Origin of the sequence: Streptomyces sp. NPDC047130 (genome assembly GCF_040643475.1) — a bacterium.
GTDB lineage: Bacteria > Actinomycetota > Actinomycetes > Streptomycetales > Streptomycetaceae > Streptomyces.
On record NZ_JBEYUK010000011.1, the window covers coordinates 44,345 to 70,408 of the forward strand.

Below are 26,064 nucleotides of genomic sequence, written 5' to 3' on the forward strand. Positions count from 1 at the left end.
CCGTCATTCCGGGTGGTGCGGCGTCGTGACTCAGCTCTCAGGCCGGTCCTGGCCGCCCTCGGGGCGCGGCTCCGGGGCCGGCTCGGCGGCCGTGGCGCCACCCGTGAGGGTCTTGCCGGTGGAACCGCCGTTGGCGCCGTTGGTCAGCGCCAGCTCCCGCGGGGAGAGCACCGGAGGCCGGGTGGACGGCGTACGACGGGAGGAGCCCGTCCAGGCCGGCCGCGGCGGACGCTTCACGATGGGGGCGAAGACCTCGGCGATCTCCTCCTTGTTCAGCGTCTCCTTCTCCAGCAGCGCCAGGACCAGGTTGTCGAGCACGTCGCGGTTCTCGACCAGGATCTCCCAGGCCTCGTTGTGCGCGTTCTCGATGAGCTTCTTGACCTCTTCGTCGACGAGCGCGGCGATCTCCTCGGAGTAGTCGCGCTGGTGCGCCATCTCCCGGCCGAGGAACGGCTCGGTGTTGTCGCCGCCGAACTTGATCGCGCCGAGGCGCTCGGTCATGCCGTACTGGGTGACCATCGCGCGGGCCAGCCCGGTGGCCTTCTCGATGTCGTTGGCGGCGCCCGTGGTCGGGTCGTGGAAGACCAGTTCCTCGGCCGCCCGGCCGCCCAGCATGTAGGCGAGCTGGTCGAGCATCTCGTTGCGGGTGGTGGAGTACTTGTCCTCGTCGGGGAGGACCATGGTGTAGCCCAGGGCCCGGCCGCGGCTCAGGATGGTGATCTTGTGCACCGGGTCGGAGTTCGGCGAGGCCGCCGCGACCAGGGCGTGGCCGCCCTCGTGGTACGCGGTGATCTTCTTCTCCTTGTCCGACATGATCCGGGTCCGCTTCTGCGGGCCCGCGACCACGCGGTCGATCGCCTCGTCCAGCATGTGGTTGTCGATCAGCTTCTTGTCGCTGCGGGCCGTCAGCAGGGCGGCCTCGTTCAGGACGTTCGCCAGGTCGGCACCGGTCATGCCGGGCGTGCGGCGGGCGACAGCGGTCAGGTCGACGTCGGGCGCGACCGGCTTGCCCTTCTGGTGGACCTTCAGGATCTCCAGACGGCCCTGCATGTCGGGGCGGTCGACGGCGATCTGCCGGTCGAAGCGGCCCGGACGCAGCAGCGCCGGGTCGAGGATGTCCGGGCGGTTGGTGGCGGCGATCAGGATGACGCCGCCCTTGACGTCGAAGCCGTCCATCTCGACGAGCAGCTGGTTCAGCGTCTGCTCGCGCTCGTCGTGACCGCCGCCGAGGCCGGCGCCGCGGTGGCGGCCGACCGCGTCGATCTCGTCGACGAAGACGATGGCCGGCGCGTTCGCCTTGGCCTGCTCGAAGAGGTCACGGACACGGGAGGCACCGACACCGACGAACATCTCGACGAAGTCGGAACCCGAGATCGAGTAGAACGGCACGCCCGCCTCGCCCGCGACGGCACGGGCCAGCAGGGTCTTGCCGGTACCGGGCGGGCCGTAGAGCAGGACGCCCTTGGGGATCTTGGCGCCGACCGCCTGGAACTTCGCGGGCTCCTGCAGGAACTCCTTGATCTCGTGGAGTTCCTCCACCGCCTCCTCCGAGCCGGCGACGTCCGCGAAGGTCGTCTTGGGGGTGTCCTTGGTGATGAGCTTGGCCTTGGACTTCCCGAAGTTCATGACCCGGGAGCCGCCGCCCTGCATCTGGTTCATCAGGAAGAGGAAGACCAGGACCAGCAGGAGGAACGGCAGCAGGGACAGCAGGAAGCCGAGGAACGGGTTGGTCTTCGACGGCGACACCGTGTAGCCGTCGGGGATCTTCTTCTCTTCGAACTTCGTCTGCAGCGTCTCGGCCAGGGCGACGCCCTGGTTGCCGATGTAGCTGGCCTGGATCTTGGAGGCCTTCTCGACCTCCTGACCCTTCTTGAGCTCGACCTTGATCGTCTGCTCGTCACCGGTGGTGAGCTGGGCAGACTGCACCCGGTCGTCGTTGATCGCCTGAACGACCTTGCCGGTGTCCACCGTCTCGTAACCGCCGGAGCGGCCGACGACCGTCATCAACACGACCACGGCAAGGACGGCCAGCACGATCCACATGACCGGCCCACGGAAGTATCGCTTCACGTCCATCCATACGGAGCGATGCCGCCCCGTCCCTCCTGCCATCGTGAGATTTGATTGAAAGGCTGTTCTTCGGACGGTACCCCAGCTTTGCCCACCGAAGCGGTCTGGGACGGCCGACGATCCGCCTACGGATACTCCAACGGCCCGCGGGCGCCGGTGGTTCCCGGCCGCCACGACCGGGCCCGGCGGTTGCTCCGGGTGGCCGCCGCGGCCGGACCCGGCGCCCGGCGGGGGTCAGCCGCCGTAGACGTGGGGCGCGAGCGTTCCGACGAACGGCAGGTTGCGGTACTTCTCCGCGTAGTCCAGGCCGTAGCCGACGACGAACTCGTTGGGGATGTCGAAGCCGACCCACTCGACGTCGATGGCGACCTTGGCCGCCTCCGGCTTGCGCAGCAGCGTGCAGACCTTGAGGGAGGCGGGCTCGCGGCCGCCCAGGTTCGAGATCAGCCAGGAGAGCGTGAGTCCGGAGTCGATGATGTCCTCGACGATCAGGACGTGGCGGCCCTTGATGTCCGTGTCGAGGTCCTTGAGGATCCGCACGACGCCCGAGGACTTGGTGCCGGCGCCGTAGGACGACACCGCCATCCAGTCCATGGTGACGGGGGTGGACAACGCCCGGGCGAGGTCCGCCATGACCATCACGGCGCCCTTGAGGACACCGACGATCAGCAGGTCCTTGCCCGCGTACTCCTCGTCGATCTTCGCGGCCAGCTCGGCCAGCTTGGCGTCGATCTCTTCCTTGGTGATGAGCACCTGCTGGAGATCGGCGCCCATGTCTTTCGCGTCCACCCGCATCACTTTCGGTCGTCCCGCTGGAATGGCCGCGCCAGCCGCGCGGCGCGGCTCGCGCACAGGCCGAGCGGCCCGGCCCGGCCCCCGAGGGGCGCCGGGCGAGGTCCGGTGGTCAGCCCTGCCGGATCACCAGTCTGCCACCCTGCCGTCGGGCGACGACGCGACCGGGCAGGTGGATGGCTCCCTGACCCCTCCAACCGGTGATCAGCCGGTCGACCTCCTCGATGTGCCGGGCGAAGAGGGAACCCGCCGGGGCACCCGCCTCGATGGCCGCGCGGCGCAGGACGCGGCGGCGCACCGCGGGCGGCAGGGTGTGCAGCTTGGCGCACTCGAGGTAGCCGGAGTCGTCGCGGACGGCGGACTCGGCCTGGCCGGCCCAGGCGTCCAGGGCGTCGGCGTCGTCACGCGAGAGCTGGGCCGTCCGGGCGAGCGCCTCCACGACGCCCTTGCCCAGCGCCTTCTCCAGCGCGGGCAGGCCCTCGTGGCGCAGCCGGGAGCGGGTGTACGAGGGGTCGGTGTTGTGCGGGTCGTCCCAGACGGGGATGGACTGGGCCATGCAGGCCTTGCGCGCGGTCTGCCGGTCGAGGGCGAGGAAGGGGCGCCGGTAGCGGCCGCCGGTCCCCGAGATCGCGGCCATCCCGGAGAGCGAGCGGATGCCGGAGCCGCGGGCGAGGCCGAGCAGGACCGTCTCGGCCTGGTCGTCGCGGGTGTGGCCGAGGAGGACGGCGGCGGCGCCGAGCCGGTCGGCGGCGGCGTCCAGCGCGGCGTACCGGGCGTCCCGGGCGGCGGCCTCGGGGCCGCCCTCGCGGCCGACCGTCACCGCGATCGACTCGCAGGGGTCGAGGCCCAGTTCACGCAGGCGCTGCACCACCTCGGCGGCGCGTTCGCCGGAACCGGACTGCAGGCCGTGGTCGACGGTCACACCGCCCGCCCGGACCCCCAGCTTGGGCGCCTCGAAGGCGAGCGCGGAGGCGAGCGCCATGGAGTCGGCGCCGCCGGAACACGCGACCAGCACCAGAGGGCCGGGGCCCGCCCCGGGGGCGGCGGCCGGCGCGGGGACCGTACGGGGGGCGGGGGCGGCGTCGTGGGACCCGGCGGCGCCGACGGCACGGGCGGGGGCGAACGTCGAACCGTGCTCGGAGAGGATGTCGTTGAGGACGCGGCGGACCGCCAGGCGTATCGCCGCGACCGCAGGATGGGGACCCATTGTCCGGTTCCCTTCATGAAGTTGTTCGGGGAAGCCGACCCGGAGGACGGTCACACAGAGTGTGTTGATGGTGACAGAAACAGGTCGGTATCCGAGCATCGCACGCCTGCCTGGGGAACACGGTCCCTCGGAAGGGTGATTGATCGGGCGTAGCCCTGCCGCCAACCGGACGCCGTTGTTCCATATTCGGTCACGAGCTGCGCCTCCGTCAGCCCCCGTCCCGCTGCGAGCCGTGGACCCGGGCCACCCAGTCGGCCGGAGCGTGGATCTCGGCCGGGGTCGGCAGGGTGTTGGGCGAGGTCCAGGCGCGGTTGAACCCGTCCATGCCGACCTGCTCGACGACGGCCCGCACGAAGCGCTCGCCGTCGCGGTACTGGCGCAGCTTGGCGTCCAGGCCGAGCAGCTTGCGCAGCATCAGGTCCAGCCTCGACGCCCCCTTGGCGCGGCGCTGCTGGAACTTCTCGCGGATCTCCGCGACGGAGCCGACCACCTCGGGCCCGACGCCGTCCATCACGTAGTCCGCGTGCCCCTCCAGCAGCGACATGACGGCGGTGATCCGGCCGAGGATCTCGCGCTGCGCGGGGGTCTGCACCAGCTCGACGAGCGACCGTTCCTCGCCGCCCTCCCGGTCCGCCTCGCCGCGGCCGGCGACCAGGGCCTGGGCCGCGTCGCGGATCCGCTCCAGCAGCTGGCCGGGATCGACGTCGGTCTCGGCGAGGAAGGTCTGGATCTCGCCCCGCAGGTGGTCCCGCAGCCACGGAACGGCGGAGAACTGGGTGCGGTGGGTCTCCTCGTGCAGGCAGACCCACAGCCGGAAGTCCGAGGGGTCGACCTGCAGTTCGCGCTCCACCTGGACGATGTTCGGGGCGACCAGGAGGAGCCGGCCGCCTCCGTCGTCCCCGCCGGGCAGCTCGCTGGTGGCGGGGGCGAAGGTCTCGTACTGGCCGAGCACCCGGGAGGCCAGGAAGGAGAGCAGCACGCCGAGTTCCACCCCGGTGACCTTGCCGCCCAGCGCGCCCATCACGGCGGCTCCGGGCTTCCCGGCCCTGCGCTCCTCCATCTTCCCGAGCAGCGGACGGAGGATCTCCCGGAAGCCCGCCACGTTGGCCTTGGCCCAGCCGGGCCGGTCGACGACCAGCACGGGGGTGTCGTGCAGCTCGTCCCCGCCCATCCGGGTGAAGGCCCGGACGTGTTCCTCCGAGGCCTTCGCGTGCCGCCGCAGCTCGGCCACGACGGCCCTCGCCTCCTCGCGGCCGACCTCCGGGCCCGGCCGTGCCAGCCGCGCTGCGGTCGCCACCGCGAGATCCCAGTCGACCATCTCCGTACCACGGAAGCTCGTCATGCCGTCAACGGTACGGGAGCGCACGCCCGTGCGTAGGGTGCCGACGGCCGGTTCCGTGACGCCGCCGCACCCTCCCGCCGGGTGATCAGCCGCGGCAGCCGCAGGCGGCCACCGTGGCGGCCAGGCGGTCGAGGGCGGACTCGGCCGGTTCCTTCGCCGGGGTGCCTTCCGCCAGGAAGGCGAAGGCGAGCAGCCTGCCCTCGGCGTCGACGGCCGTTCCGGCGAGCGTGTTGACGCCGGTGAGGGTGCCCGTCTTGGCCCGCACCAGCCCGGCCGCCAGGTCGTCGGCGGCGCGCTCGGTCAGGGTGCCGGTGAAACCGGCGACCGGCAGGCCGGTCACGACCGGGCGCAGACCCGGCCGTTCGGGGTCGGCCGCCAGCGTGAGCAGCCGGGTGAGGGCGCGGGCGCTGAGCCGGTCCCCGCGTCCCAGCCCGCTGCCGTCGGCGAACCGCGCACCGTCCAGCGGCACGCCGAGCCGCTTCAGCTCGGCGTGGACGGCCTCCCCACCGCCCGCGAAGCTGCTCTCCCGCCCGGACGACAGGGCGGTGTGACGGGCCAGCGCCTCGGCGATGTCGTTGTCGCTGTTGGTCATCATGCGCTCGACCTGCGCGGCCAGCGGCGCGGAGCGGACCTGGGCCACGGTGTCGGCCTTCCTGGCGGCCTTCCCGGGGGCGGGGGCGCCGGTGCGGATCCCCTTCTCCTCCAGCAGGTCGGCGAAGATCCCGGCGGCGTGCGCGGCGGGGTCCGCGACGCGGGGGGCCGGGCCGTGGTCGGAGTCGTCGGCGCGGCCCTCGTCGACCATCAGGGCGGTGACCGGAGAAATATTCGGGTTGACCCCGATGGGGTGAATCCGGCTGCCCTTGAAGAGGGAGGCGTCGTACCGGAGGGCGACCTCGTCGACCCCCTGGCGCTCCAGCGCGGCGGCCGTCAGCGAGGCCAGCTCCCGCATGCTCGCCCAGCCGCCGGGCTTCTCACGGGCCGTCAGGGTCGGGTCACCTCCCCCGACGAGCACCAGTTCCGGAGCGCCCTTGTTCTTCTTCCCGGCGCCCTTCCCGCCGTCGTCGCTCCCGGCCGGGGCGCCACCGGGGGCGGGGCGGAGCACGGCACGCGTGGTGAACCGGTGGTCGGGTCCCATGGCGGAGAGCGCGGCGACACCGGTGGCGATCTTGGTCGTCGAGGCGGGGAGCAGCGCGGTGCCCGCGCCGCGTTCGAAGAGCGTCCGCCCGGTGGCCACGTCCACCACCGCCGCGGACCGGCGGGAGCCCAGCGCGGGGTCGTCGAGCAGCGGGCCGAGGGCGCGTTCCAGGGCGGCGCTGGTGGGCAGCGTGCCGGACGCGGCGCCCGCCCCGCCCTCCGCCCTGCCGTCCGGTGCCTCGCCCAGTCCGGCGAGCACCGTCGCCACGCCGGCCGCCGGGCCGGTATCGCCCGCCGCCCGCGCGTCCCCCCTCGCGCCGGCGCCCGCGGCGCCCTCGGTGGACTGTTCACCCCCCAGTGCCACCGCGCGGACCCGTTCGGCCGTACGCTGACCGCTGGAGTCCCAGGGACCGGCGGCCGTCACCACCCCGGCGGCCAGCAGGGCCCCGGAGACGGCGGCGCACACCGTGTACCGCCCGACCGGGTCGGACCAGCGCGCCAACGTTCGGGCACCTCGTGCGAACACCGGCCCCACGCGCCGCTGTTCCCCCGGCTCCGCCACAACGACCACCCCTTTCGCCAGCACCCACCTGCGTAGGGGACACTTAACCACCAGAACTATGTGCTGATCATGGAGGAGCCACCGGTGGAGTTCGACGTCACGATCGAGATTCCGAAGGGTTCGCGCAACAAGTACGAGGTGGACCACGAGACCGGTCGTATTCGCCTGGACCGGCGACTCTTCACCTCGACGATGTACCCGGCCGACTACGGGTTCGTCGAGAACACCCTCGGCGAGGACGGCGACCCGCTGGACGCCCTCGTCATCCTGGAGGAGCCGACCTTCCCCGGCTGCCTGATCCGCTGCCGCGCGATCGGCATGTTCCGGATGACGGACGAGGCCGGCGGCGACGACAAGCTGCTGTGCGTCCCCGCGTCCGACCCGCGCGTGGAGCACCTGCGCGACATCCAGAACGTGTCGGAGTTCGACCGCCTGGAGATCCAGCACTTCTTCGAGGTCTACAAGGACCTCGAGCCCGGCAAGTCCGTCGAGGGCGCCGACTGGGTCGGCCGCGCCGAGGCCGAGGCCGAGATCGAGCGCTCCTACACGCGCTTCAAGGAGCAGGGCGGTCACTGACCGCCGTTCCGCCCGGCGCCCGGGCGGACCACGGGGCCGCGTCAACCCCCAGGGGTGGCGCGGCCCTGCTGTGTTCACGGCCGCCTACGCTGGGTACGCGGCACACCGATCATGATCTGCCGGGAGCGAGGGTGACCGACGCGGAGGACCGCAAGCCCCAGGGCGACGAGGCGAGGAGCGCTTTCGCACCTCCGCCGGGAGTCGTCGCGATGCCGCCGTCGGTGGACAACGAGTCGTCGACGACGTCGGAGTTCGCCGTCCCACGGGGTCTGCTCCCGCCGGAACCGCCGCCCTCCGAACGGACCGAGGGGTCCGCGTTCCGGCCGCCGTCCGGCACCACCGGACAGCATCCGCTGCCGCCCGCCGCCTTCACCCCGGCCACCGGCATCCCCGCCGTCCGGCTGACCCGGGACGTGCCCTGGCAGGACCGGATGCGCACCATGCTGCGGATGCCGGTCATGGACCGTCCGGCGCCGGAGAACGTGCACCGCGAGGAGGACGAGACCCGTCCGGCCGTGCCGCGCGTCATGGACCTCGCGCTGCGCATCGGCGAACTGCTGCTGGCGGGCGGCGAGGGCTCGGAGGACGTCGAGGGCGCCATGTTCGCGGTCTGCCGCGCCTACGGCCTGGACCGCGTCGAACCCAACGTCACCTTCACCCTGGTCTCCATCTCCTACCAGCCCTCGCTGGTGGAGCCGCCGGTCAGCGCCTCCCGCACGGTGCGCCGCCGCGGCACCGACTACACCCGGCTGGCCGCCGTCTTCGCGCTGGTCGACGACCTGAGCGACGCCGACGAGGACAGCCCCGTCACGCTGGAGGAGGCCTACCACCGCCTCAGCGAGATCCGGCGCAACCGGCACCCGTACCCCACCTGGGTGCTCACGGTCTCCGCCGGGCTGCTGGCCGGCGCGGCCTCCGTGCTGGTCGGCGGTGGCCCGCTGGTGTTCCTCGCGGCCGCCGTCGGCGCCATGCTCGGCGACCGGCTGGCCTGGCTGTGCGCCGCGCGCGGGCTGCCGGAGTTCTACCAGTTCGTGGTCGCCGCGATGCCGCCGGCCGCGATGGGCGTCGCCCTGACCCTCGCCCACGCCGACGTCAGGGCCTCCGCGGTGATCACCGGTGGACTGTTCGCCCTGCTGCCCGGGCGGGCCCTGGTGGCGGGCGTCCAGGACGGGCTGACGGGCTTCTACATCACCGCCTCGGCACGCCTGCTGGAGGTCATGTACTTCTTCGTGGGCATCGTGACCGGTGTGCTGATCATCCTGTACTTCGGTGTTCAGCTGGGCGCCCAGCTCAACCCGGACGCGTCGCTGGCGGTCACCGAACGCCCGGTGACGCAGATCTTCGCCTCGATGCTGCTGTCGCTGACCTTCGCGGTGCTGCTGCAGCAGGAGCGGTCGACGGTGCTGCTGGTGACCCTCAACGGCGGCGTCGCCTGGGTGGTGTACGGCGCGATGCACTACGCGGGCGGGCTGTCCCCGGTCGCCTCGACGGCGGTGGCGGCGGGGCTGGTGGGCCTCTTCGGGCAGCTGCTCTCCCGCTACCGGTTCGCCTCGGCGCTCCCGTACACCACGGCGGCGATCGGGCCGCTGCTGCCGGGTTCGTCGACGTACTTCGGTCTGCTGGGGTTCGCGCAGAACAACATCGACCGCGGCGCCGCCTCGCTGAGCCAGGCGGCGGCGCTGGCCATCGCGATCGCCATCGGGGTGAACCTGGGGTCGGAGATCTCCCGGCTGTTCCTCCGCCTCCCGGGCGAGGCCGCCGAGCGCCGCAAGGCCGCGAAGCGGACCCGCGGCTTCTGAGCCGCCGCGGGGCGCGGCACGCGGCGCGGCACGTGCCGCGGCCCCGCGCGGGCCGCTGCGGCGGCACGGGCGGGGCCGGGGGTTGACGGTGGGGCGGGAGTTGCCGTGTGGTCGGTCGGTGGCCGGCGGCGAGTGGTTGCCGGTCGGACCGGTGCGGTCAGCCCTGGGGGTGCTGGGGGTAGCCGTGGCCCTGCGGCGGCTGCGGGCCGCCGTACGGCTGCTGCTGGGGCTGCGGCTGGTGCGGCTGGGCCTGGTGCTGCTGGGGCTGCTGCTGGGCCTGGTGCTGCTGCTGGGCCTGGTGCTGCTGCTGGGCCTGGTGCTGCTGCTGGGGCTGCTGGGGCTGCTGGCCGTAGTGGCCGCCGCCGTACCCGCCTCCGTAGGGCTGCTGCTGAGGCGTGCCCCCGTACGGCTGCTGGTGGCCGTAGGCGTCGTAGCCCCCCTGCTGCGGGTACTGCTGCTGGGCCTGCGGCTGCTGGTACGGCTGCCCGTACTGCCCGCCCCCGTACGGCTGCTGCTGGGGCTGCTGGTGCTGCGGCTGCTGCGGCTGCGGCTGCGGCTGGTGCTGCGCCTGGGGGTGTCCGGCCGCCTCCGGACGCAGCCGCAGCGGGCGCGTCGCGTCGTCCATCACCGGGTACGCGGCCTCCTGCGGTGCGGCGCCGACGTCCGGGCCCTCGCCCTCGCCGTCCTGGCCGGCCTTGCCCTTGTTGCGGCGCGCCTTGAGGAGCTCGAAGACGATCGGCAGCACGGAGATCAGCACGATCAGGATCAGGATCGCCTCGATGTTCTCCTTGACGAACTCGATCCGGCCCAGCCAGGAGCCCAGCAGCGTCACACCCGCGCCCCACAGGATGCCGCCGACGATGTTGTAGGTCAGGAAGGACCGGTACCGCATGCCGCTGACGCCGGCGATGATCGGCGTGAACGTGCGCACGATCGGCACGAAGCGGGCCAGCACCAGGGACTTCGGGCCGTGCTTCTCGAAGAACTCGTGGGCCTTGGTGACGTTCTCCTGCTTGAAGAAGCGGGAGTCCGGCCGGCTGAAGAGCGCGGGGCCCACCTTCTTGCCGAACATGTAGCCCACCTGGTCACCGACGATCGCCGCCACGCAGATCAGCGCGACGGCGCCCCACAGCGGGACCTTGAGCGTGCCGGAGCTGATCAGCATGCCCGCGGTGAAGAGGAGCGAGTCACCCGGGAGGAAGAACCCGAAGAAGAGCCCTGATTCGGCGAAGACGATGAGCAGCAGACCCGCGAAGCCGAACGAGTTCAGCAAGTAGTCGGGGTCGAGCCAACTCACTCCCAGGGCAAGAGTCGTCACGGTTCCTGGCTCCAGAGTGGTGAGGGGGGATGAGGGAAGGGCGGCGCGGTATTCGGACTACCGCACAAAGCTACCAACGCCGTACCTCGACCCCGGGTTCCACCGTGGCACAGGAGGTCCGGGCTCCTCCGCCCGGCCCTGCCCTCCCACCCGCCGCGGTGACCGTTCCGGGCCACCCCGCACTCAGGACAGTTGCAGCAGGCCCCGCAGGATGTCCCGGCTCTCCTCCGGGCCCGGGCTGTCCCGGAACAGCTCGTCGATGGCCCGCTCGTACTGGACCACGTCCTCGCGCTTGTCCAGGTAGAGGGCGCTGGTGAGCTGCTCCAGGTAGACGACGTCCGAGAGGTCGGACTCGGGGAAGCTGAGGATCGTGAAGGCCCCGCTCTCGCCGGCGTGGCCGCCGAAGCCGAAGGGCATCACCTGGAGGCGCACGTTGGGCCACTCGGAGACCTCGATCAGGTGCTGCAACTGTCCGCGCATCACCTCCCGACCGCCGTACGGGCGCCGCAGGGCAGCCTCGTCGAGGACTATCCGGAACTCCGGGGCGTGCTCGGAGACCAGGTACTTCTGACGCTCCAGCCGCAACGCCACCCGGCGGTCCACCTCGGCCGGGGAGTGGGCGAGGCCCCGCGACACGACGGCGTGGGCGTAGTCCTCGGTCTGGAGCAGGCCGTGCACGAACTGCACCTCGTAGCCGCGGATCGTGGAGGCGGCGCCCTCCAGACCGACGTAGGTGGGGAACCAGTGCGGCAGGACGTCGGTGTAGCTGTGCCACCATCCGGCCGTGTTGGCCTCCTTGACCAGCGAGAGCAACGCGCCGCGTTCCGCCTCGTCCTCGACGCCGTAGAGCGTCAGCAGGTCCTCCACGTCACGCGCCTTGAAGCTCACCCGCCCCAACTCCATGCGGCTGATCTTCGACTCGGACGCCCGGATCGAGTAGCCGGCCGCCTCCCGCGTGACCCCTCGCGCCTCCCGAAGCCGCCTCAGATGCGAGCCGAGCAGCATCCTCCGCACCACCGATCCCGACTCTCCCGCGCTCATGTCAGCCACCCTCCCCGGCCGGTCCCCTGCGAAAGTCTGCCACCAAATCACTCCGAGCTGTACTCGTTCGGTTACGGAAAGGGAAACTCGATGGCCGGTCAGCACCCCTCCGGGGCCGGATACTGCCTCGTGGGCGGCCGAAACAGAACCCTCCGGGGGCCCTCCGGCGGCTGGAAGCCAACCTGCGGATGGCAGAAAAAATGACCAAGAAACGGTACGGCGCAGCGTATTTCAGACGCGTGCACGTGCATCTGCCCTTGCATCTGCTGGTCGCATCCGAAACCATGGGCTGCGCACCACCGCCATATCGCCGCGACCGCGAATCCGGGGAGTGCCTCGCATGGGGACGAATGGATCGACCATGCTCGAGCCGCTACGGCAGGGCCTTCCCCCGATCGACCCCTCGGCCGTCTCCAACGCCGCGACCTGTGCCCTCCCCGCCCGGTACGACGCCGTCCGCGAGGCCCGCCGGTTCACCCGCGGCACCCTCGGCCAGTGGGACATAGGGGACCGCTTCGACGACGTCTGCCTGGTGGTGTCGGAACTCGTCACCAACGCCCTGCGCCACGCGCTGCCGGCCGACCCGACGCGCTGTCCCGATCAGGATCCCCTGGTACGGCTGCACCTGATGCGCTGGTCCGAGAGACTGGTGTGCGCGGTACGCGACCCCAGCCGCCACTCCCCCGCCCCCCGCGATCCCGAAGACTCCGACGACTGCGACGCGGAGTCCGGGCGGGGGCTCTTCCTTGTGGAGTCCTTCAGCGACGGGTGGGGCTGGCACCCCGTCACCGGAGCGCTGGACGGCAAGGTCGTCTGGGCGCTCTTCCGGCTGCCCGCGGAGCGTTGAGGCCGCCGATCACCGACGCCGCCGATCACGTAGGCCGCGGAGCGCCGAGGCCTTCGAGGGCCCGAGGCCACCGACCGGGTCAGCCCACGATCAGGTGATCGAACTCGCCGTCCTTGACGCCCAGCAGCATCGCCTCGATCTCGGCGCGCGTGTAGACCAGCGCGGGACCGTCCGGGAACCGAGAGTTGCGGACCGCCACCTCACCGCCCGGAAGCCGGGCGAACTCCACGCAGGACCCCTGGGAGTTGCTGTGCCGGCTCTTCTGCCACGCGACGCCCTCCAGCCTGGTGGCCGCCATGCCGTTGTGCACCCGGGTCGGGCCCGGCACGGCCGGACGTGCCGAAGGGCCTGAGGACTCGTCAAGGTCGTACCCGTCGTACACGTCGTGATCCACAGGTAGCTCCCCGGTGATGCACCGGCCATGGGGTCGCGGTGCGTGGTCAACTGCTTTGGATCATAGTCATGTTCATGTGCATACGCAGGTGTGGATGCACTGGCAAATGCACCGTGCAGATGCACGTGCACGCGCGGTGTTCCCTTGGTTACAGCCCGCCGGGCGGCGGAGCCGGAACCCTCCCGTCTCTCCCCGTTTTCTGCTCGTCTGCCCGGCAACTCTCCCTCCATACACAGGACTTGTCCGCACCCGGCGGCGGTTCCGCCGACAGGTCCGGGTCCTAGCGGCCCGGCAGGTCCGGGTCCTGGCGGCCCGGCAGCCCGGGGGCACGACCCAGGCGCGCCCGGTCGGCGGCCTCCCTGCCCTGGTTCCATCCCTCCTCGTCGTTGACGCCACGCAGGCGGGTGGTGGTGGTCCGCGGGAAGAGGCGGTCCGTCTCCTCCCGCACGGCGGCCTCGCGGGAAGCGAGGACCGGCAGCAGTTCCCGCCCGGCCTCCGCCTTCGCCTCCGCAACCTGCTGACCGGCCGCTTCCGCCAGCCGTGCGCCCGTCCGGTGGGCATAGGCGGCCAGGAAGGACTGCCGGAAGGACTTGGTGCGGCGCCGGCCTCCGCCCTTCCCTCCGCCTCTGCGTATCGCGGCCTCGGCCTTGGCCATCGCCCCGTTCGCCTGCACCAGCAGCGAGGTGTACAGGAGCTCGACGGCCTCCAGGTCCGGCTCGTATCCGACCACCGTGCTGAAGCAGAAGGGCTCGTTCCACACCGCCTGGCAGTTGTTGGCCCGCGCCACCGCGTCCAGCAACACCGCCTTGGCCTGCTCGTACGGCGGCTCCACCCCGATCCGGCAGGCCCCCGGCCCGCCCGCGGCGGTACCCCGCCCACCGCCGGCACCCCCCGCGGAGGCGAGCAGCGCCTCGTCGATGCTGTGCCGGGCCATCAGTTCCTGCGCCTTGGCTGTCAGGGCCTCGGCCTCCTCGGGGAAACCGGTCGCCTCCGCCTTGGCGAGCAGCGCCCGGATCCGTCCGAGCATGCGCGACGCGGGTTCGGCCCGCGCGGATCCGCCGACGGCCGGCCGGGGGCCCGGATCGTCCAGCGGCTCCAGCGCGGGCAGCCGCAGCAGAAGTCGGTAGAGCTCCAGGACAACCGTCGCCCGGGTGAAACGGTCTGTCCGAGTGGGTGGCGCGGGTGCCAGCTCGGCCAGCTGGGCCGCCCAGCGCGGCCCCCTGGTCCACGGCCCGGTCCGGGAGCCGGTCGCGGCGCCCGCCTCGGCCGAGGCTTCGGCATCGGCATCAGCTCCGGCTCCCGCCTCGGCGAGAATCAGGTCGGAGACCAGGTGGACGTGGGCCTCCTCGAGGTCACGCCGGACGATCCGCACCACGTCGGCGGGCTGCCAGCCGCGCCTCCAGAGGGCGGCCGTCAGCTCCCGGCCCCGGCGCAGCAGTTCGGCGTCCGCGCCGGGGTCGGCCGCGAGAAGGGACGCGCCCGTGTCGAGGGCCGTGTCGGTGTCGGCGTACAGGGCGGCCGCGAAGGCACGCTCGACGGTGCCGGGATCAGTGGTGCTCACCCCCCGATCCTGACACGGGGAGCGGACCCCCCGGAAAGTTGTCCACAGGCTGTGGACAAGGAAGGGCGCTGTCGTACCCGCCTGGCAGACTCGACCGCATGACCGGCCGGTGGGCTCTCGCACCCGCCGAGGGCGGCGGCGTCGACGTCGTCCCCCTCGGGTCCGACGGCCTGCCCGTCGGGGAGGCCGTCCGTGAGCCCGGCCCTGTCGAGGCCGTCCGGTCGCGACCGGAGGTCACGCGCTGGGTGTGGCGTTCCACCGCCGAGGTCTACCCCCGCCTGCTCGCCGCGGGCGTGCGGGTGGACCGGTGCTACGACGTGGAGGACGCCGAGACGCTCCTGCTGGGCCATGAGGGCCGAAGCGGCGAACCCCGCAGCGCCGCGGCAGCGCTGGCCCGGCTGCGGGGCGGCCAGGTTCCGGCGGATCCGCCGGCGCGGAGCGCGGACCCGCAGGCGCAGGCCCCCTTGTTCGAGGCGGGCCCGGTCGACGTACCGCTCGCCGACCTGATCGCCGTCTACGCCGAGCAGCAGCGCAGGCTGGCGGCCACCACACATCCGGAGCGGATGGCGCTGCTGCTGGCCGCGGAGTCCGCCGGCACCCTGGTCGCCGCCGAGATGAACCGCACGGGCCTGCCCTGGCGGGCGGACGTGCACCGGGCGGTGCTGCGGGACCTGCTGGGCGACCGCTATCCGGGCTCCGGCGAACCGCGCCGCCTGGCCGAACTGGCCGACGAGGTGTCCGCCGCCTTCGGTCACCGGGTACGGCCCGACCTGCCCGCCGACGTGGTCAAGGCGTTCGCCCGGGCGGGCATCCGGTTGCGCTCCACCCGCCGGTGGGAGCTGGCCGGGATCGACCATCCGGCCGTCCCGGCGTTGCTGGAGTACAAGCGGCTCTACCGGATCTGGGTGGCCCACGGCTGGTCATGGCTCCAGGACTGGGTGCGCGACGGCAGGTTCCGTCCCGAGTTCCTGCCCGCCGGCACGGTCACCGGCCGCTGGGTCACCCACGGCGGCGGAGCTCTGCAGATTCCCAAGGTGATCCGGCGGGCGGTGATCGCCGACCCCGGCTGGCGGCTGGTGGTCGCCGACGCGGACCAGATGGAGCCGCGGGTGCTGGCCGCGATCTCCCGGGATCCGGCCTTCATGACGGTCGCGGGCCGCGACAGCGACCTCTACCAGGCGGTCTCCGAGCGCGCCTTCGCCGGCGACCGCGACCTGGCCAAGATCGCGGTCCTGGGCGCCATCTACGGCCAGACCTCCGGCGACGGCCTGAAGAACCTCGCGGCGCTGCGGCGCCGCTTCCCACGGGCGGTGGCCCATGTGGACGAGGCGGCCCGGGCCGGCGAGGAGGGACGCCTGGTCCGTACCTGGCTCGGACGGACCTGCCCGCCGGTGGGCGGCCAGGAGGAGGCCGAGGAGGCAGGCATCCCGCTCTCCTCGGAGGACGACGACCCCGGTCCCGGCCGCTCCACCGCGACGGCCCGCGCGCGGGGCAGGTTCGCCCGCAACTTCGTCGTCCAGGGCAGCGCCGCCGACTGGGCCTTCCTGCTGCTGGCCGCGCTGCGCCGCCGCCTCACCGGCATGTCGGCGGAGCTGGTCTTCTTCCAGCACGACGAGGTGATCGTGCACTGCCCGGCCGAGGAGACGGAACGCGTGGCGCCCGCCATCCGCGAGAGCTCCGCCGAGGCCGCCCGCCTCACCTTCGGCGACACCCCGGTCCGCTTCCCGTTCACCACGGCGGTGGTGGAGTGCTACGCGGACGCCAAGTGAACACGTCCGAGCAACGCGAAAGGCCAGGTCACGTTGTACGTGACCTGGCCTTGACCGGAGCCGCTTTCGGGATTCGAACCCGAGACCTACGCATTACGAGTGCGTTGCTCTGGCCATCTGAGCTAAAGCGGCGTGTGCTGACCGCACCATGGTGCGACCCGCGACGACGGTAAGTCTACACAGTTTCCGGTGGTGCTCCGAACCAGCGATCAAGGGGACGTTCCCGCCGGTCAGACGCAGCGCTTACCCTTCTCCGGCACGGTCCCTTCCAGCAGGTAGGCGTCGACCGCGCCGTCCACGCAGGTGCTGCCGCGGCCGTAGGCGGTGTGGCCGTCGCCGTCGTAGGTGAGGAGCCGCCCGGAGGACAGCTGGCCGGCCAGGGCCTCGGCCCAGGCGTACGGCGTGGCCGGGTCGCGGGTGGTGCCGATGACCAGGATCGGGGCGGCGCCCTCGGCCTCGATGCGGCGCGCCTCGCCCGTCGGGGCGACGGGCCAATAAGCACAGTTCAGCGCGGCCCAGGCCATCGTCTCGCCGAAGACCGGCGACGCCTTCTCGAACTCCGGGAGCGCCTCGCGGACCTCGTCGGGCGAGGAGAAGGCAGTGGGCAGGTCCAGGCAGTTCACCGCAGCGTTGGCGAACATCAGGTTGCTGTACCGGCCCGCGGGGCCGCGCTCGTAGTAGCTGTCGGAGAGCGCCAGCAGCTGGGTGCCGTCCTTCCTCCGCAGCGCGGAGGTGAGGGCCTCGCCGAGCTGGGGCCAGGCGCCCTCGTCGTACATGGCGGCGATCACGCCCATGGTGGCCAGCGACTCGGTGAGCTTGCGTCCGTCGGGGTCGTCGGCCGGCAGCGGGGCGGCGTCCAGCTCGTCGAAGAACTCCTTGAGCGCGCGCCCCACCTCGCCGGGGGTGGCGCCCCGGCCGCCGAGCGGGCAGTCGGACCCGCGCACGCAGTCCCGCGCGAAGGCGGTGAACGCCGTCTCGAAGCCGGCCGTCTGGTCGAGGTTGAGCCGCCGGGCGGGCAGCGACGGGTCCATGGCGCCGTCCAGCACCAGCCGGCCCACCTTGGACGGGAAGAGCCCCGCGTAGGTCGCGCCCAGAAACGTTCCGTAAGAGGCGCCGACGTAGTGCAGCTTCTCGTCGCCGAGCACGGCCCGCACCACGTCCATGTCGCGGGCCGCCTCCACCGTGGAGACGTGCCGCAGCAGCTTCGCCGACCGGCCGCCGCAGCCTTCCGCGAAGGTCTTGAACGCCCTCACGAGGGAGTCCGTCTCCGCGGTGTCGTCCGGCGTGAAGTCGGTGCCGGTGTAGCGGTCCATGCCCGGCCCGTCCAGGCAGGTCACCGGCTCGCTGCGGGCCACGCCGCGCGGGTCGACGGCAACCATGTCGTACCGGGCCCGCACCTCGGCCGGATAGCCCAGTGCCGCGTACCCCTGGAGGTAGTCGACGGCGGAACCGCCCGGGCCGCCCGGATTGACGAGCAGCGATCCGAGACGGCTGCCGGGTCCGGTGGCCTTGGCGCGGGCCACCGCCAGGCGCACCTCTCCCGCGTCGGGCCGCGCGTAGTCCAGCGGCGCCCGGACGGTCGCGCACTGGAAACCGGGGGCGCCGCACGCCCGCCAGGACGGCTTCTGCTCGTAAAAGCGCGCCAGCGCCGGGTCCACCGAGCCGGGCAGCGGGGCCAGTGCCGGCCGGGAGCCCTGGTCCCCCGTCGCGCCCTGCCCTGCGGCACAGGCCGTCAGCAGGAGCGCACAGGCCGAGACGGCGGCACCGACGAGGCGAGCGGCCCGCCTCGGGCGGGAGGCGGAACGGGGGCTGCGGCTGATCTCCACCCGGCCACCGTAACTGTCCGCAGCGGCCCTCACGCCCACTGCCACAGATGTGCCCCGGACGGGCTAACCCTCGCGCAGTGCCATCGTCATGGCCTCGACCGCGAGCAGCGGGGGCACGTTCCGGTCCAGGGCCTCGCCGCAGGCGGCGATCGCCTCGATGCGGCGCAGGGTCGACTCGGGGGTGCCGCCGCGGGCCAGCCGCTGCAGGGCGTCCTCGGCGTCCGCGTTGGCGAGCGCGATCCGGGTGCCGAGCTGGAGCGCGAGGACGTCGCGGTAGAAGTTGGTGAGGTCGGTGAGCGCCAGGTCGAGGCTGTCCCGCTGGGTGCGGGTGCGGCGGCGCTTCTGATTGTCCTCCAGGTCCTTCATCACGCCGGCCGTGCCCCGCGGGAGCCGGCCGCCCTGGGCCGCGCCCAGCGCCGCCTTCAGCTCCTCGGTCTCCTTGGCGTCGAGCTCCTCGGAGAGCTCCTTGGCGTCCGCCGCCGCCGCGTCCACCAGCTCCTGCGCCGCGCGCAGGGCCCCGCCCACGTCGCCGACCCGCAGCGGCAGCTTGAGCACGGTGGCCCGGCGCTCGCGGGCCGCCGGGTCGGTGGCGAGCCTGCGCGCCCGCTCCACGTGCCCTTGGGTCGCCCGGGCGGCCGCGTGGGCCGCGTCGGGCTCGATGCCGTCCCTGCGGATCAGCAGGTCGGCGACGGCCTCGACCGGCGGAGTGCGCAGGGTCAGCAGGCGGCAGCGGGAGCGGATGGTGGGCAGCACGTCCTCGACCGAGGGCGCGCAGAGCAGCCAGACCGTGCGCGGGGCGGGCTCCTCCACCGCCTTGAGCACGGCGTTGGCCGACTTCTCGTTCAGCCGCTCGGCGTCCTCGACCATGATCACCTGCCAGCGGCCGCCGGCCGGCGCGGTGAACGACTTGCGGACGGTGTCGCGCATGTCGCGGACCAGGATCTCGGCGCCCGTCGCCATCACCGTGGAGACGTCGGCGTGGGTCCCGATCAGCGCCGTATGACAGCCGTCGCAGAACCCGCAGCCCGGGACGCCTCCGAGGGCGCGGTCCGGGCTGACGCACTGGAGGGCGGCGGCGAAGGCGCGGGCCGCGTACTCGCGCCCGGCGCCGGGAGGTCCGGTGAACAGCCAGGCGTGGGTCATCCGGGAGGAGGCGGGCGGCGGGGCGCCCTCCTCGGCGGCGGTGACGAGGGCGTCGGCGTCACGGGCCGCCGCCTCGAGCTCGGCGATCACCCGCTCCTGGCCCACCAGGTCGTCCCACACGGCCATGGGAACCGCCTTTCGTCATGTCGTACCGCTGCCCTCCATTGTGCGGGTCGGCTCGGACACCGGACTCCGCGCTCGGGACTTCGTCTCCGGACTCCGGTCTCCGCGGAGCGGGTCACGCGCCCGAGGCGGGCGTCCGGGCAGCGCTGTGGAACAGAGAGGCGCTGTGGAACAGAGAGGCGCTGTGGGACGGAGGGGGCGGCAACCCGGGCGCGGCTCGGCTCCCGGATTGCCGCCCCCTGGAGCCGAGCCGAAACGGCGTTCCGTCAGCGGCGCCGGCCGCGGCGGCCCTTGCCGTCGTCACCGTCGTCGTAGGGGCCGAGCAGTTCGTCCGCCAGGCTGGGGAGGTCGTCCATCGGCGTCTTCTCCGCCCAGTCCGACCGCTGCCGCTCGCGGGGATCGCCCTCGGCACCCACCTGCGGAAGCTCCCGGGTGGCGTCCGACTCGTCGATCCGCGGCAGCACGGCCGTCTCGTCGGCGGGCTGGGACACCTGCGGAATCTCCATCGTCGCGTCGTTCTCGGCGACGCGCGGGATCACCGCCGTCTCCTCCTGCGGGGAGACCACCGGGGTGGGCACGGTCAGCGCCTCGTCCTCCGCCGGCTTGGACAGGTCCACGCGGTCCTGCGCCCGGGCGCCCGGCCCGGCGTCCGGTCGCGGACGGGAGTCCTGGTCCGGCTCGGGGGACTTGGTGAGGCGCACCGTCTGCGAGGTCTTCGCGGCCTCGGCCGCCGTCGCGGCGGCCTCGGCCAGGCGGCGGGCCTCCTCGGCGCGCAGCAGCGCCTCCTCGGCCTGCCGCTGCTTCTCCAGCCTCCGCGCCTCGGCCTCGGCACGCTCCCGGGCCTGCTCGGCCTCGCGGTTGCGGCGCTCGACCTCCTCCTCGCGGCGGCGGGCCTCCTCGGCCTTGCGGGCCTCCTCCTCGGCGAGCAGCCTGGTCCGCTCCTCCTCGGCCTTGCGGCGCGCCTCGGCCTCGCGGCGGCGGGCCTCCTCGGCCTGCCGCTCGGCCTCGCGCCGCTGCGCCTCCTCGAGCTCGCGCCGCTGACGCTCCTCCTCCTCGGCGCGCAGCCGGGCCAGCTCCTCCTGGCGCTCGCGCTCCAGCCGCTCCTCCTCGGCCTTGCGTGCGGCTTCCTCCTCCGCCTTGCGGCGCGCCTCCTCCTCGGCCTTGCGACGCGCCTCCTCACGGGCCTGGATCTCGGCCTCGGAGAGCGGGAGCACCTGGTCGAGGCGGTGACGGATCACCGTGGTGACGCCCTCGGGCTCCTGGCCGGCGTCGACGACCAGGTAGCGGCCCGGGTCGCTCGCGGCGAGCGTGAGGAAGCCGGACCGGACCCGGGCGTGGAACTCGGCGGGCTCGGACTCCAGGCGGTCGGGGGCCTCGGTGAACCGCTCGCGGGCGGCCTCCGGGGAGACGTCCAGCAGCACGGTCAGGTGCGGGACCAGCCCGTTGGTGGCCCAGCGGGAGATGCGGGCGACCTCGGTGGGCGACAGGTCGCGGCCGGCGCCCTGGTAGGCGACGGAGGAGTCGATGTACCGGTCGGAGATCACGACGGCGCCGCGCTCCAGCGCGGGACGGACCACCGTGTCGACGTGCTCGGCTCGGTCGGCGGCGTACAGCAGGGCCTCGGCGCGGTGCGAGAGGCCGGCGCTGGAGACGTCCAGCAGGATGGACCGCAGCCGCTTGCCGACCGGGGTCGCGCCGGGCTCGCGGGTCAGCACCACCTCGTGGCCCTTGGCGCGGATCCACTCGGCGAGCGCCTCGGCCTGCGTGGACTTGCCCGCGCCGTCGCCGCCCTCGATCGCGATGAAGAAACCGTTCGACGCGGGAGAAGCGGCGGGCTCGTCACCGTGGAAGGCGTCCCGGAGGTCGTGCCGCAGCGGCACCCCGGAACGGTCGTCGGTCTTGGCCAGCACCAGCGCGGCCACCGGCAGCAGCAGCGCGCCGACCAGCATCAGGACGAAGGCGGCGCAGCCGTGCGCGAAGACGAACTTGCCGCTCTCCAGGCGGTGCGGGCCGATGGCCGCGGCCAGCAGCGGGGCGGCGACCGCGGCCAGCCCGATCACGGCGCGGACCACGGCGTGCAGGTGGTCGGTGAGCCGCGGACGGCGGTACTCCTCGACCTCCTGGTCGAGGAGGGTGTGCCCGGTGTTGGCGGCGACGCCCGCGCCGGCGCCCGCCAGCGCGGCGGTCAGCAGCATGGTCGCCATGTCGGGCACCAGGCCGGTGGCGAGCAGGGCCACGCCGGTGAAGGTGAGGGCGAGGGCCAGCAGACGGCGGCGGGAGAGCGCGGGCAGCACCTTGGGGGCGAGGCGCACTCCGGCCACCGTGCCGCCCGTCAGGGCGAGCACCAGCAGCCCGTACGCGACCGGGCCGCCGCCGAGGTCTATCGCGTGCAGCACGGCGACGGCGACGGAGGCGGCGATCGCGGCGGCGACCGAGGAGCAGGCGACGACCAGCAGCGGGATGGCGCCGGTGCGGCCCTTGTCGGGGCCGGAGCCGGTGCGCGGGCGACGCAGGCCCTCCAGCGGCGAGCGGGCACGCGGGGTACGGGTCGTGGGCAGCTGGAGCTGCACCAGCACGGAGATCGACGCGGCGAACAGCCCGGCTGCGACGAACGCGGCGAGGCCGACCTGGTGCTCCGTGAACCAGTCGATGCCGGCGCCGAGCAGGTTGCTGATCAGGGTGGTGGTGACCAGGACCGCGGCGGCCAGCGGGACCGCCGCGACGGCGGTGCGCAGCGAGAGCCGGCGCAGGGCGTCGGAGTGGTCCGGGAGCGGCCGGATGCTGGCGCCCTCCGGCGGCGGGGGCGGCAGCAGCGCGGGCGCGGCGGAGGCGCGGCAGATCGTCCACAGCCGCTCGGCCACACCGGCCAGGAAGGCCGTGACCAGCAGCATGGCGACGGCGGTGCCCGGGGTCCACACGATCCACAGCGGCGCCAGGATCAGCAGCACCAGGCGGAAGCCGTCGGCACCGACCATGGTCCAGCGGCGGTCCAGCGGGCCCTCGGCCGCGGTGAGCGAGGTGAGCGGCCCCAGCAGGACGGCGCCGAAGAGCAGGGTCGAGAGCACCCGGGCGCCCAGCACGCAGGCGACGGTGAGGGCGGCTCCGCGGGAGCCGCCGCCGAAGGCGCTCTCGGCGACCGCGGCCTGGAGAGCCAGCATCACCAGAACCAGCAGGGCCAGCAGATCACCGGTCCCGGAGACGAGGTGGGCGCTCCACAACCGCTTCAGCTGCGGCCGGCCCAGGAGGGACCGCACGGCCCGCTCGCGGGAATCTGCGACCAGGGCGTCGTCGGGGACCGGGGAGTGGGCCGTTGTCTGCTCGGCTCGCGTCATGCGTTCAGCCTATCGGGACGCGCCGACGCCTCGGGCCCGGCCTCCGCACGCGTGCGGAGCTGCGCACACGTTCGGGCCGGGCCCCGGGCCGGCATGGTCGGTCGGTTCCGGGTTCGATCACGGTGTCGGGCGAACGGTCCTGCGCCCTCCGCCCAGTTCCCTCGATTCCCGGTACCGCGCCGGTCAGTCCTCGGCGGGCGGTTCGGCCGCCGTCTTCCTGGCCGCGGCGGAAGCGGTGGTCTTCCTGGCCGTGGTCTTCTTCGCCGCCGTCTTCTTGGCCGCCGAAGTGGTGGTCTTCTTGGCCGCCGTCTTCTTCGCGGTCGTCGACTTGGCGGCCGTCTTGGTGGCCGTCTTCTTCGCCGTGGTCTTGTTGGCGGTCTTCTTCGCCGTCTTCTTGGCGGGGCCCTTGGCCCGCTTCTCGGCGAGGAGCTCGAAGCCGCGCTCGGGGGTGATCGTCTCGACGCTGTCGCCGGAGCGCAGGGTGGCGTTGGTCTCGCCGTCGGTGACGTAGGGACCGAAGCGGCCGTCCTTGATCACTGCGGGCTTGCCGCTGACCGGGTCCTCGCCGAGTTCCTTCAGCGGGGGCTTGGCCGCGGCCCGCCCGCGCTGCTTGGGCTGGGCGTAGACGGCCAGCGCCTCGTCCAGGGTGATGGTGAAGAGCTGGTCCTCCGACTGGAGCGACCGCGAGTCCGTGCCCTTCTTCAGGTACGGACCGTAGCGGCCGTTCTGCGCGGTGATCTCCACACCCTCGGCGTCCGTGCCGACCACGCGGGGCAGCGACATCAGCCGGAGGGCGTCCTCGAGCGTGACGGTGTCCAAGGACATCGACTTGAACAGCGAGGCCGTCCGCGGCTTGACCGCGTTCTTGCCGGTCTTCGGCGTGCCCTCGGGCAGCACCTCGGTGACGTAGGGGCCGTAGCGGCCGGCCTTGGCGACGATGGGGCGGCCGGTCTCCGGGTCCTGGCCCAGCTCGCGGTCACCGCTCGGCTGGGCGAGCAGTTCCTCGGCGAGCTCGACGCTCAGCTCGTCCGGCGCCAGGTCCTCGGGGACGTCGGCACGCTGGTGGTTCTCGGCGTCCTTCTCCCCGCGCTCCACGTAGGGCCCGTAGCGGCCGACCCGGAGCACGATGTCGTTGCCGACCGGGAACGAGGACACCTCACGGGCGTCGATGGCGCCGAGATCGGTGACCAGTTCCTTCAGACCGCCGAGGTGGTCGCCGTCGCCGTTTCCGGCGTCGGCGGCGCCGCTCCCGGCCGTCCCGCCGCCGGCCTCGCCGAAGTAGAAGCGCCGGAGCCACGGCACCGACTCCGCCTCGCCGCGGGCGATGCGGTCGAGGTCGTCCTCCATGCGGGCGGTGAAGTCGTAGTCGACCAGGCGGCCGAAGTGCTTCTCCAGCAGGTTGACCACGGCGAAGGAGAGGAAGGACGGCACCAGGGCCGTGCCCTTCTTGAAGACGTAGCCGCGGTCGAGGATGGTGCCGATGATCGACGCGTAGGTCGACGGACGGCCGATCTCACGCTCTTCCAGCTCCTTGACCAGCGACGCCTCGGTGTAGCGGGCGGGCGGCTTGGTGGAGTGGCCGTCGGCGGTGATCTCCTCGGCGGTCAGCGGGTCGCCCTCGGAGACCTGCGGCAGCCGGCGCTCACGGTCGTCGAGCTCGGCGTTCGGGTCGTCGGCGCCCTCCACGTAGGCCTTCATGAAGCCGTGGAAGGTGATCGTCTTGCCGGAGGCGCTGAACTCGGCGTCCCGGCCGTCCGAAGCGGTGCCGCCGATCCGGACGGTGACCGAGTTGCCGGTCGCGTCCTTCATCTGGGAGGCGACCGTGCGCTTCCAGATCAGCTCGTAGAGCCGGAACTGGTCGCCCGTGAGGCCAGTCTCGGCGGGGGTGCGGAAACGGTCGCCGGAGGGGCGGATCGCCTCGTGCGCCTCCTGCGCGTTCTTGACCTTGCCGGCGTACGTCCGGGGCTTGTCCGGCAGGTACTGGGCGCCGTACAGCTGCGTCACCTGGGCCCGGGCCGCGGCGACCGCGGTCTCCGACAGGGTCGTGGAGTCCGTACGCATGTAGGTGATGAAGCCGTTCTCGTACAGCTTCTGCGCGATCTGCATCGTCGCCTTGGCGCCGAAGCCCAGCTTGCGGCTGGCCTCCTGCTGCAGCGTCGTCGTCCGGAAGGGCGCGTACGGGGAGCGGCGGTAGGGCTTGGACTCGACCGAGCGGACCTCGAACCGCGTGCTCTCCAGCGCGGCGGCCAGGGCGCGGGCGCCGGTCTCGTCGAGGTGGAGGACGTTGGCCGTCCGGGCCTGGCCCAGGGAGTCGAAGTCACGGCCCTGCGCGACCCGGACGCCGTCGACCGAGGCGAGACGGGCCGTCAGGGAGGACGGGTCGGACGGGTCGCCGGATCCGGCGGCGCCGGTGGCGGACGTGAAGGTGCCGGTGAGGTCCCAGTACTCGGCGGAACGGAACGCGATGCGCTCGCGCTCCCGCTCGACCACCAGACGCGTCGCCACGGACTGGACACGCCCGGCCGACAGGCGCGGCATGACCTTCTTCCACAGCACGGGGGAGACCTCGTAGCCGTAGAGACGGTCCAGGATGCGCCGGGTCTCCTGGGCGTCGACCAGCTTCTTGTTCAGCTCGCGCGGGTTGCGCACGGCCTGCTGGATCGCGTCCTTGGTGATCTCGTGGAAGACCATCCGCTTGACGGGAACCTTGGGCTTGAGCACCTCCTGCAGGTGCCAGGCGATGGCCTCGCCCTCGCGGTCCTCATCGGTCGCGAGGAAGAGCTCGTCGGACTCCCGCAGGAGGTCCTTCAGCTTCTTGACCTGCGCCTTCTTGTCGGCGTTCACGACGTACACGGGCTGGAAGTCGTGTTCGACGTCCACGCCGAGACGCCGTACCTCACCGGTGTACTTCTCGGGCACCTCCGCGGCGCCGTTGGGAAGGTCGCGGATGTGCCCGACGCTCGCCTCGACGATGTAGCCAGGGCCGAGGTAGCCCTTGATCGTCTTCGCCTTGGCAGGCGACTCGACGATGACGAGTCGGCGGCCGCCCTGTGCGGTCTCGCTGGTCGGGGACAACTTCTGCTCTTCTCTCCGGTCGACGCGGGGTCTTCCCCTGAGTGCTCCGACACCCAGGGTTCGGGTCTGGTGACGCTGCGGAGTGTGACGGTACATGCCGCCCCCGTGTCAAACGGGAAAAGCCCGCAACGGCCACTCGAACGGTAACCCGAC

The 26,064-nt window shown here is 72.7% G+C and carries 17 protein-coding genes and 1 tRNA gene; 4 read left to right on the forward strand and 14 right to left on the reverse strand.

Features of this window, described 5'->3' with window-relative positions; all coding sequences use genetic code 11:
- Window positions 1–30: 30 nt before the first annotated feature.
- The 5 genes from ftsH to dacB form a co-directional block, all read right to left on the reverse strand.
- Window positions 31–2,076, reverse strand: a complete 2,046-nt coding sequence (gene ftsH / locus ABZ836_RS15740; RefSeq protein ID WP_356137535.1) for an ATP-dependent zinc metalloprotease FtsH — start codon at window positions 2,074–2,076, stop codon at window positions 31–33.
- 228 nt (window positions 2,077–2,304) lie between these two features.
- Window positions 2,305–2,865, reverse strand: a complete 561-nt coding sequence (gene hpt, locus ABZ836_RS15745; protein ID WP_166022099.1) for a hypoxanthine phosphoribosyltransferase — start codon at window positions 2,863–2,865, stop codon at window positions 2,305–2,307.
- 109 nt (window positions 2,866–2,974) lie between these two features.
- Complete coding sequence (tilS, locus tag ABZ836_RS15750; RefSeq protein ID WP_361142464.1) at window positions 2,975–4,069, reverse strand: tRNA lysidine(34) synthetase TilS; 1,095 nt, start codon at window positions 4,067–4,069, stop codon at window positions 2,975–2,977.
- A gap of 208 nt (window positions 4,070–4,277) precedes the next feature.
- The gene (locus ABZ836_RS15755) at window positions 4,278–5,411 is read right to left on the reverse strand and encodes a zinc-dependent metalloprotease (RefSeq protein WP_361142467.1); all 1,134 of its coding nucleotides are present in this window, start codon (window positions 5,409–5,411) and stop codon (window positions 4,278–4,280) included.
- A gap of 85 nt (window positions 5,412–5,496) precedes the next feature.
- Complete coding sequence (gene dacB / locus ABZ836_RS15760) at window positions 5,497–7,047, reverse strand: D-alanyl-D-alanine carboxypeptidase/D-alanyl-D-alanine-endopeptidase (RefSeq protein ID WP_361142470.1); 1,551 nt, start codon at window positions 7,045–7,047, stop codon at window positions 5,497–5,499.
- Window positions 7,048–7,191: 144 nt separating this feature from the next.
- Between dacB and ABZ836_RS15765 the strand changes: the two genes are divergently transcribed.
- Window positions 7,192–7,683: an inorganic diphosphatase gene (locus ABZ836_RS15765; protein ID WP_166025094.1), complete on the forward strand. Its 492-nt coding sequence runs from the start codon at window positions 7,192–7,194 to the stop codon at window positions 7,681–7,683.
- Between the two features lie 131 nt (window positions 7,684–7,814).
- Window positions 7,815–9,482: a threonine/serine exporter family protein gene (locus tag ABZ836_RS15770; protein ID WP_356137543.1), complete on the forward strand. Its 1,668-nt coding sequence runs from the start codon at window positions 7,815–7,817 to the stop codon at window positions 9,480–9,482.
- A 157-nt stretch (window positions 9,483–9,639) separates the two neighbouring features.
- On the opposite strand, the gene ABZ836_RS15775 is transcribed toward ABZ836_RS15770, so the two are convergent.
- Entirely contained in the window at window positions 9,640–10,800 is a 1,161-nt protein-coding gene (locus ABZ836_RS15775; protein WP_361142472.1) for a VTT domain-containing protein, read from the reverse strand.
- A gap of 183 nt (window positions 10,801–10,983) precedes the next feature.
- Window positions 10,984–11,841: a helix-turn-helix transcriptional regulator gene (locus ABZ836_RS15780; protein ID WP_356137547.1), complete on the reverse strand. Its 858-nt coding sequence runs from the start codon at window positions 11,839–11,841 to the stop codon at window positions 10,984–10,986.
- 361 nt (window positions 11,842–12,202) lie between these two features.
- On the opposite strand from ABZ836_RS15780, the gene ABZ836_RS15785 reads away from it, so the two are divergent.
- The gene (locus tag ABZ836_RS15785; RefSeq protein WP_361142476.1) at window positions 12,203–12,688 is read left to right on the forward strand and encodes an ATP-binding protein; all 486 of its coding nucleotides are present in this window, start codon (window positions 12,203–12,205) and stop codon (window positions 12,686–12,688) included.
- 79 nt (window positions 12,689–12,767) lie between these two features.
- Here ABZ836_RS15785 and ABZ836_RS15790 read toward each other — a convergent pair whose 3' ends face one another.
- A complete protein-coding gene (locus tag ABZ836_RS15790) occupies window positions 12,768–12,986 on the reverse strand; it encodes a DUF397 domain-containing protein (RefSeq protein ID WP_206282969.1) in 219 nt (72 codons plus the stop codon).
- 376 nt (window positions 12,987–13,362) lie between these two features.
- The gene (locus ABZ836_RS15795; RefSeq protein WP_356137551.1) at window positions 13,363–14,643 is read right to left on the reverse strand and encodes a DUF2786 domain-containing protein; all 1,281 of its coding nucleotides are present in this window, start codon (window positions 14,641–14,643) and stop codon (window positions 13,363–13,365) included.
- A 98-nt stretch (window positions 14,644–14,741) separates the two neighbouring features.
- Here ABZ836_RS15795 and ABZ836_RS15800 point away from each other — a divergent pair, with 98 nt between their 5' ends.
- Window positions 14,742–16,412: a bifunctional 3'-5' exonuclease/DNA polymerase gene (locus tag ABZ836_RS15800; RefSeq protein ID WP_361142479.1), complete on the forward strand. Its 1,671-nt coding sequence runs from the start codon at window positions 14,742–14,744 to the stop codon at window positions 16,410–16,412.
- Window positions 16,413–16,470: 58 nt separating this feature from the next.
- On the opposite strand, the gene ABZ836_RS15805 is transcribed toward ABZ836_RS15800, so the two are convergent.
- From ABZ836_RS15805 to topA, 5 genes are all read right to left on the reverse strand, one after another.
- A tRNA-Thr gene (locus tag ABZ836_RS15805) sits at window positions 16,471–16,544 on the reverse strand.
- Between the two features lie 98 nt (window positions 16,545–16,642).
- Window positions 16,643–18,238 carry an alpha/beta hydrolase gene (locus ABZ836_RS15810; protein ID WP_361142482.1) on the reverse strand — a complete coding sequence of 532 codons (1,596 nt, stop codon included), beginning with the start codon at window positions 18,236–18,238 and terminating at the stop codon, window positions 16,643–16,645.
- A 63-nt stretch (window positions 18,239–18,301) separates the two neighbouring features.
- A complete protein-coding gene (locus ABZ836_RS15815) occupies window positions 18,302–19,507 on the reverse strand; it encodes a DNA polymerase III subunit delta' (RefSeq protein WP_356137557.1) in 1,206 nt (401 codons plus the stop codon).
- A 263-nt stretch (window positions 19,508–19,770) separates the two neighbouring features.
- Window positions 19,771–22,836: a dTMP kinase gene (tmk, locus tag ABZ836_RS15820; RefSeq protein ID WP_361142485.1), complete on the reverse strand. Its 3,066-nt coding sequence runs from the start codon at window positions 22,834–22,836 to the stop codon at window positions 19,771–19,773.
- Window positions 22,837–23,019: 183 nt separating this feature from the next.
- Window positions 23,020–25,911, reverse strand: a complete 2,892-nt coding sequence (gene topA, locus ABZ836_RS15825; protein WP_361142488.1) for a type I DNA topoisomerase — start codon at window positions 25,909–25,911, stop codon at window positions 23,020–23,022.
- Between the last annotated feature and the right edge of the window lie 153 nt (window positions 25,912–26,064).

Excerpts from the sequence above, each read along its gene's own strand:
- ftsH (WP_356137535.1), bottom strand. The coding sequence starts at position 2,076 with ATGGACGTGAAGCGATACTTCCGTGGGCCGGTCATGTGGATCGTGCTG.
- hpt (WP_166022099.1), bottom strand. The coding sequence starts at position 2,865 with ATGCGGGTGGACGCGAAAGACATGGGCGCCGATCTCCAGCAGGTGCTC.
- tilS (WP_361142464.1), bottom strand. The coding sequence starts at position 4,069 with ATGGGTCCCCATCCTGCGGTCGCGGCGATACGCCTGGCGGTCCGCCGC.
- ABZ836_RS15755 (WP_361142467.1), bottom strand. The coding sequence starts at position 5,411 with ATGACGAGCTTCCGTGGTACGGAGATGGTCGACTGGGATCTCGCGGTG.
- ABZ836_RS15780 (WP_356137547.1), bottom strand. The coding sequence starts at position 11,841 with ATGAGCGCGGGAGAGTCGGGATCGGTGGTGCGGAGGATGCTGCTCGGC.
- ABZ836_RS15785 (WP_361142476.1), top strand. The coding sequence starts at position 12,203 with ATGCTCGAGCCGCTACGGCAGGGCCTTCCCCCGATCGACCCCTCGGCC.
- ABZ836_RS15790 (WP_206282969.1), bottom strand. The coding sequence starts at position 12,986 with ATGGCGGCCACCAGGCTGGAGGGCGTCGCGTGGCAGAAGAGCCGGCAC.
- ABZ836_RS15800 (WP_361142479.1), top strand. The coding sequence starts at position 14,742 with ATGACCGGCCGGTGGGCTCTCGCACCCGCCGAGGGCGGCGGCGTCGAC.
- ABZ836_RS15815 (WP_356137557.1), bottom strand. The coding sequence starts at position 19,507 with ATGGCCGTGTGGGACGACCTGGTGGGCCAGGAGCGGGTGATCGCCGAG.
- tmk (WP_361142485.1), bottom strand. The coding sequence starts at position 22,836 with ATGACGCGAGCCGAGCAGACAACGGCCCACTCCCCGGTCCCCGACGAC.